The organism is Escherichia sp. MR (assembly GCF_005280595.1).
In the GTDB taxonomy this organism is placed as follows: Bacteria; Pseudomonadota; Gammaproteobacteria; order Enterobacterales; family Enterobacteriaceae; genus Escherichia; species Escherichia ruysiae.
This window is the reverse complement of record NZ_SZVK01000107.1, coordinates 1-4,339: the sequence shown is the minus strand read 5'-3', so window position 1 is coordinate 4,339 and position 4,339 is coordinate 1. Positions and strand designations below refer to the sequence as shown.

The following is a 4,339-nucleotide window of genomic DNA, read 5'->3' as shown; positions in this document are numbered from 1 at the left end:
CTCCCCATGCGAGAGTAGGGAACTGCCAGGCATCAGATAAAGCAGAAGGCCATCCGTAAGGATGGCCTTTTTGCGTTTCTACAAACTCTTCCTGTCATCATATCTACAAGCCATCCCCCCGCAGATACGGTAAACTAGCCTCGTTTTTGTATCAGGAAAGCAGCTATGAACCACTCCTTAAAACCCTGGAACACATTTGGCATTGATCATAATGCTCAGCACATTGTATGTGCCGAAGACGAACAACAACTACTCAATGCCTGGCAGCATGCAACCGCAGAAGGACAACCCGTTCTTATCCTGGGTGAAGGAAGTAATGTACTTTTTCTGGAAGACTATCGCGGCACGGTGATCATCAACCGGATCAAAGGTATCGAAATTCATGATGAACCTGATGCGTGGTATTTACATGTAGGAGCCGGAGAAAACTGGCATCGCCTGGTAAAATACACTTTGCAGGAAGGTATGCCTGGTCTGGAAAATCTGGCATTAATTCCTGGTTGTGTCGGCTCATCACCTATCCAGAATATTGGTGCTTATGGCGTAGAATTACAGCGCGTTTGCGATTATGTTGACTGCGTTGAGCTAACGACAGGCAAGCAAGTGCGCTTAACTGCCAAAGAGTGCCGTTTTGGCTATCGCGACAGTATTTTTAAGCATGAATATCAGGACCGCTTCGCCATTGTTGCTGTAGGTCTGCGTCTGCCAAAAGAGTGGCAACCTGTACTGACTTACGGTGACTTAACTCGTCTGGAGCCTTCAACAGTAACGCCACAGCAAGTATTTGATGCGGTGTGCCATATGAGAACTACAAAGCTGCCCGATCCAAAAGTGAACGGCAATGCTGGTAGTTTCTTCAAAAATCCTGTTGTATCTGTGGAAACGGCTAACGCGTTGTTGGCACAATTTCCAACGGCACCGAATTACCCTCAGGCGGATGGTTCAGTAAAACTGGCTGCTGGCTGGCTCATCGATCAGTGTCAGCTAAAAGGGACGCAAATGGGTGGGGCTGCGGTACACCGTCAACAGGCGTTAGTTCTCGTCAATGAAGGCAATGCAAAAAGCGAAGATGTCGTGCAACTGGCACATCATGTAAGACAGAAAGTTGGTGAAAAATTTAATGTCTGGCTTGAGCCCGAAGTTCGCTTTATTGGTGCATCAGGTGAAGTTAGCGCAGTGGAGACGATTTCATGAAGGATAATACCGTTCCACTGAAATTAATCACGCTGTTAGCGAATGGCGAATTTCACTCTGGCGAGCAGCTGGGTGAAACGTTAGGAATGAGCCGGGCGGCCATTAATAAACACATTCAAACACTGCGTGACTGGGGCGTTGATGTCTTTACCGTTCCGGGTAAAGGATACAGCCTGCCTGAGCCCATTCAGTTACTTAATGCTGAACAGATATTGAGTCAGCTGGATGGCGGTAGTGTAGCCGTGCTGCCAGTAATTGACTCCACTAATCAGTACCTTCTTGATCGTATCGAAGAGCTTAAATCGGGCGATGCCTGCGTCGCAGAATATCAGCAGGCAGGCCGTGGTCGCCGTGGTCGGAAATGGTTTTCGCCTTTTGGCGCAAACTTATATTTGTCGATGTTCTGGCGTCTGGAACAAGGCCCGGCTGCGGCAATTGGTTTAAGTCTGGTTATCGGTATCGTGATGGCGGAAGTATTACGCAAGCTGGGTGCAGATAAAGTTCGCGTTAAATGGCCTAATGACCTCTATCTACAGGATCGCAAGCTGGCAGGCATTCTTGTGGAGCTGACTGGCAAAACCGGCGATGCAGCGCAAATAGTCATTGGCGCCGGGATCAACATGGCAATGCGTCGTGTTGAAGAGAGTGTCGTTAACCAGGGATGGATCACATTGCAGGAAGCAGGGATCAATCTTGATCGTAATACGTTGGCGGCCATGCTAATACGTGAATTACGCGCGGCGCTGGAACTCTTCGAGCAAGAAGGATTGGCACCTTATCTTTCGCGTTGGGAAAAGCTGGATAATTTTATTAATCGTCCAGTGAAACTTATCATTGGTGATAAAGAAATATTTGGTATTTCACGCGGAATAGACAAACAGGGCGCTTTATTGCTTGAGCAGGACGGAATAATAAAACCCTGGATGGGTGGTGAAATATCCCTACGTAGCGCAGAATAATAAATAAGGGGAGCATTAGCTCCCCTTTAAATTATTTGCGTAATCTGACTTCTTCTACCGCATGATTAGCACTTTTCGTCAGGATTAAACTGGCTCGCTCGCGAGTAGGTAGAATATTTTGCTTTAAGTTCAGCCAGTTGATCTCTTTCCACAACGTCATGGCAGTCTTAATAGCTTCTTCTTTAGTTAATTTCGCGTAGTTATGGAAATAGGAATCCGGGTCTGTAAAAGCCCCTTCGCGGAATTTCAGAAAACGGTTGATATACCACGTCTGAAGTAAGTCTTCCGGTGCATCAACATATATCGAAAAATCGACGAAATCAGAAACAAATACATGATGTGGGTCGTGCGGATAATCCATCCCACTCTGTAGGACATTTAACCCTTCAAGGATTAAAATATCAGGCTGAACAACGGTTTTATCACCATTTGGGATTACATCATAAATAAGATGCGAGTAAACCGGTGCCGTAACGTTTGGTACACCCGATTTGAGATCGGAAACAAACTTCACCAGACGATGCATATCATACGATTCCGGGAAGCCTTTCTTTTTCATCAACCCGCGTTCTTTAAGCACTTTGTTGGGATGAAGAAAACCATCGGTAGTGATCAGTTCAACACGACGATGTTCCGGCCAACGGCTTAATAGTGCCTGTAATACACGGGCGGTTGTACTTTTTCCTACAGCTACACTGCCTGCGATGCTGATAATGTAAGGAATGCGTTGTCCGTTAGTGCCAAGAAACTGTTCCAGAACTGCCTGACGGCGCAGATTCGAGCTTATATAGAAGTTCAGCAAACGCGACAAAGGCAAATAGATCTCGGCAACTTCTTCTAACGAGAGATCTTCATTTATACCTTTGAGACGGGCGATCTCATCTTCCGATAACGTCATCGGTACGGAATCACGCAGAGCTGCCCACTGGTTGCGGTCAAACTGTAGGTAAGGCGTCATTAACGTTTGCTCTTTTATACTCATAAGCATGTTTCTGACGGTCATAGCTCTATCGGCAAAGCGATATTTGCCATGGCGCGTCACAGTTCTGTTGAATGGGTTAATGGGCAGGAGGGTAACACCAGATGGGGAGGAATAATAAGAAAAAATCGCTTCCGGGAAGCTATCGGTGAAAAGCAATGTGACAGATATTCCATCTGATAAAAAGAATGGTGTTTTAACTGGCGCATATTGTTAAGCAGAACAATGCTGAAAAAATGTGCTAATCTGCTCATTGTTCGACTGTTTCTTCATCGGGTTGTTTAAAATATGACCAACAAAACAAATTATGCAATTTTTTAGTTGCATGAGCTCGCATGTCTCCATAGAATGCGCGCTACTTGATGCCGACTTAGCTCAGTAGGTAGAGCAACTGACTTGTAATCAGTAGGTCACCAGTTCGATTCCGGTAGTCGGCACCATCAAGTCCGGTGGGGTTCCCGAGCGGCCAAAGGGAGCAGACTGTAAATCTGCCGTCACAGACTTCGAAGGTTCGAATCCTTCCCCCACCACCAATTTCGGCCACGCGATGGCGTAGCCCGAGACGATAAGTTCGCTTACCGGCTCGAATAAAGAGAGCTTCTCTCGATATTCAGTGCAGAATGAAAATCAGGTAGCCGAGTTCCAGGATGCGGGCATCGTATAATGGCTATTACCTCAGCCTTCCAAGCTGATGATGCGGGTTCGATTCCCGCTGCCCGCTCCAAGATGTGCTGATATAGCTCAGTTGGTAGAGCGCACCCTTGGTAAGGGTGAGGTCGGCAGTTCGAATCTGCCTATCAGCACCACTTCTTTTCTCCTTCCTGTTTTTTCCTTCTGTTTATTGCATTCAACAAGTCGGGCATGTTGCCTGGTTGATGTGGTGATATCACCGATTTATCCGTGTCTTAGAGGGACAATCGATGTCTAAAGAAAAGTTTGAACGTACAAAACCGCACGTTAACGTCGGTACTATCGGCCACGTTGACCATGGTAAAACAACGCTGACCGCTGCAATCACTACCGTACTGGCTAAAACCTACGGCGGTGCTGCTCGCGCATTCGACCAGATCGATAACGCGCCAGAAGAAAAAGCTCGTGGTATCACCATCAACACTTCTCACGTTGAATATGACACCCCGACCCGTCACTACGCACACGTAGACTGCCCGGGGCACGCCGACTATGTTAAAAACATGATCACCGGTGC

At 47.0% G+C, this 4,339-nt stretch carries 5 protein-coding genes and 4 tRNA genes; 7 read left to right on the top strand and 2 right to left on the bottom strand.

The window, feature by feature from the left end; genetic code table 11:
• Positions 1-165 precede the first annotated feature (165 nt).
• Both murB and birA read left to right on the top strand, forming a co-directional pair.
• Positions 166-1,194 (top strand): UDP-N-acetylmuramate dehydrogenase, encoded by a 1,029-nt coding sequence (gene murB, locus FC814_RS22270; RefSeq protein WP_001016676.1) that lies wholly within the window; start codon positions 166-168, stop codon positions 1,192-1,194.
• Positions 1,191-2,153 carry a bifunctional biotin--[acetyl-CoA-carboxylase] ligase/biotin operon repressor BirA gene (birA, locus tag FC814_RS22265; protein WP_032227097.1) on the top strand — a complete coding sequence of 321 codons (963 nt, stop codon included), beginning with the start codon at positions 1,191-1,193 and terminating at the stop codon, positions 2,151-2,153. The genes murB and birA overlap by 4 nt, the downstream gene beginning before the upstream one ends.
• Before the next feature lie 31 nt (positions 2,154-2,184).
• Here the strand turns inward: birA and coaA are convergent, their stop codons facing one another.
• Together coaA and FC814_RS23395 are read right to left on the bottom strand one after the other, a co-directional pair.
• Complete coding sequence (coaA, locus tag FC814_RS22260) at positions 2,185-3,135, bottom strand: type I pantothenate kinase (RefSeq protein ID WP_000023078.1); 951 nt, start codon at positions 3,133-3,135, stop codon at positions 2,185-2,187.
• Between the two features lie 210 nt (positions 3,136-3,345).
• Positions 3,346-3,477 carry a hypothetical protein gene (locus tag FC814_RS23395; RefSeq protein WP_085461513.1) on the bottom strand — a complete coding sequence of 44 codons (132 nt, stop codon included), beginning with the start codon at positions 3,475-3,477 and terminating at the stop codon, positions 3,346-3,348.
• A 19-nt stretch (positions 3,478-3,496) separates the two neighbouring features.
• Here FC814_RS23395 and FC814_RS22250 point away from each other — a divergent pair.
• From FC814_RS22250 to FC814_RS22230, 5 genes are all read left to right on the top strand, one after another.
• Positions 3,497-3,572, top strand: a tRNA-Thr gene (locus FC814_RS22250).
• Positions 3,573-3,580: 8 nt separating this feature from the next.
• Positions 3,581-3,665 (top strand) — tRNA-Tyr (locus tag FC814_RS22245).
• Between the two features lie 116 nt (positions 3,666-3,781).
• Positions 3,782-3,856, top strand: a tRNA-Gly gene (locus tag FC814_RS22240).
• Positions 3,857-3,862: 6 nt separating this feature from the next.
• Positions 3,863-3,938 (top strand) — tRNA-Thr (locus tag FC814_RS22235).
• 114 nt (positions 3,939-4,052) lie between these two features.
• Positions 4,053-4,339, top strand: a 287-nt coding sequence (locus tag FC814_RS22230; RefSeq protein WP_000031683.1) for a GTP-binding protein, incomplete at its 3' end; no start/stop codon positions are given.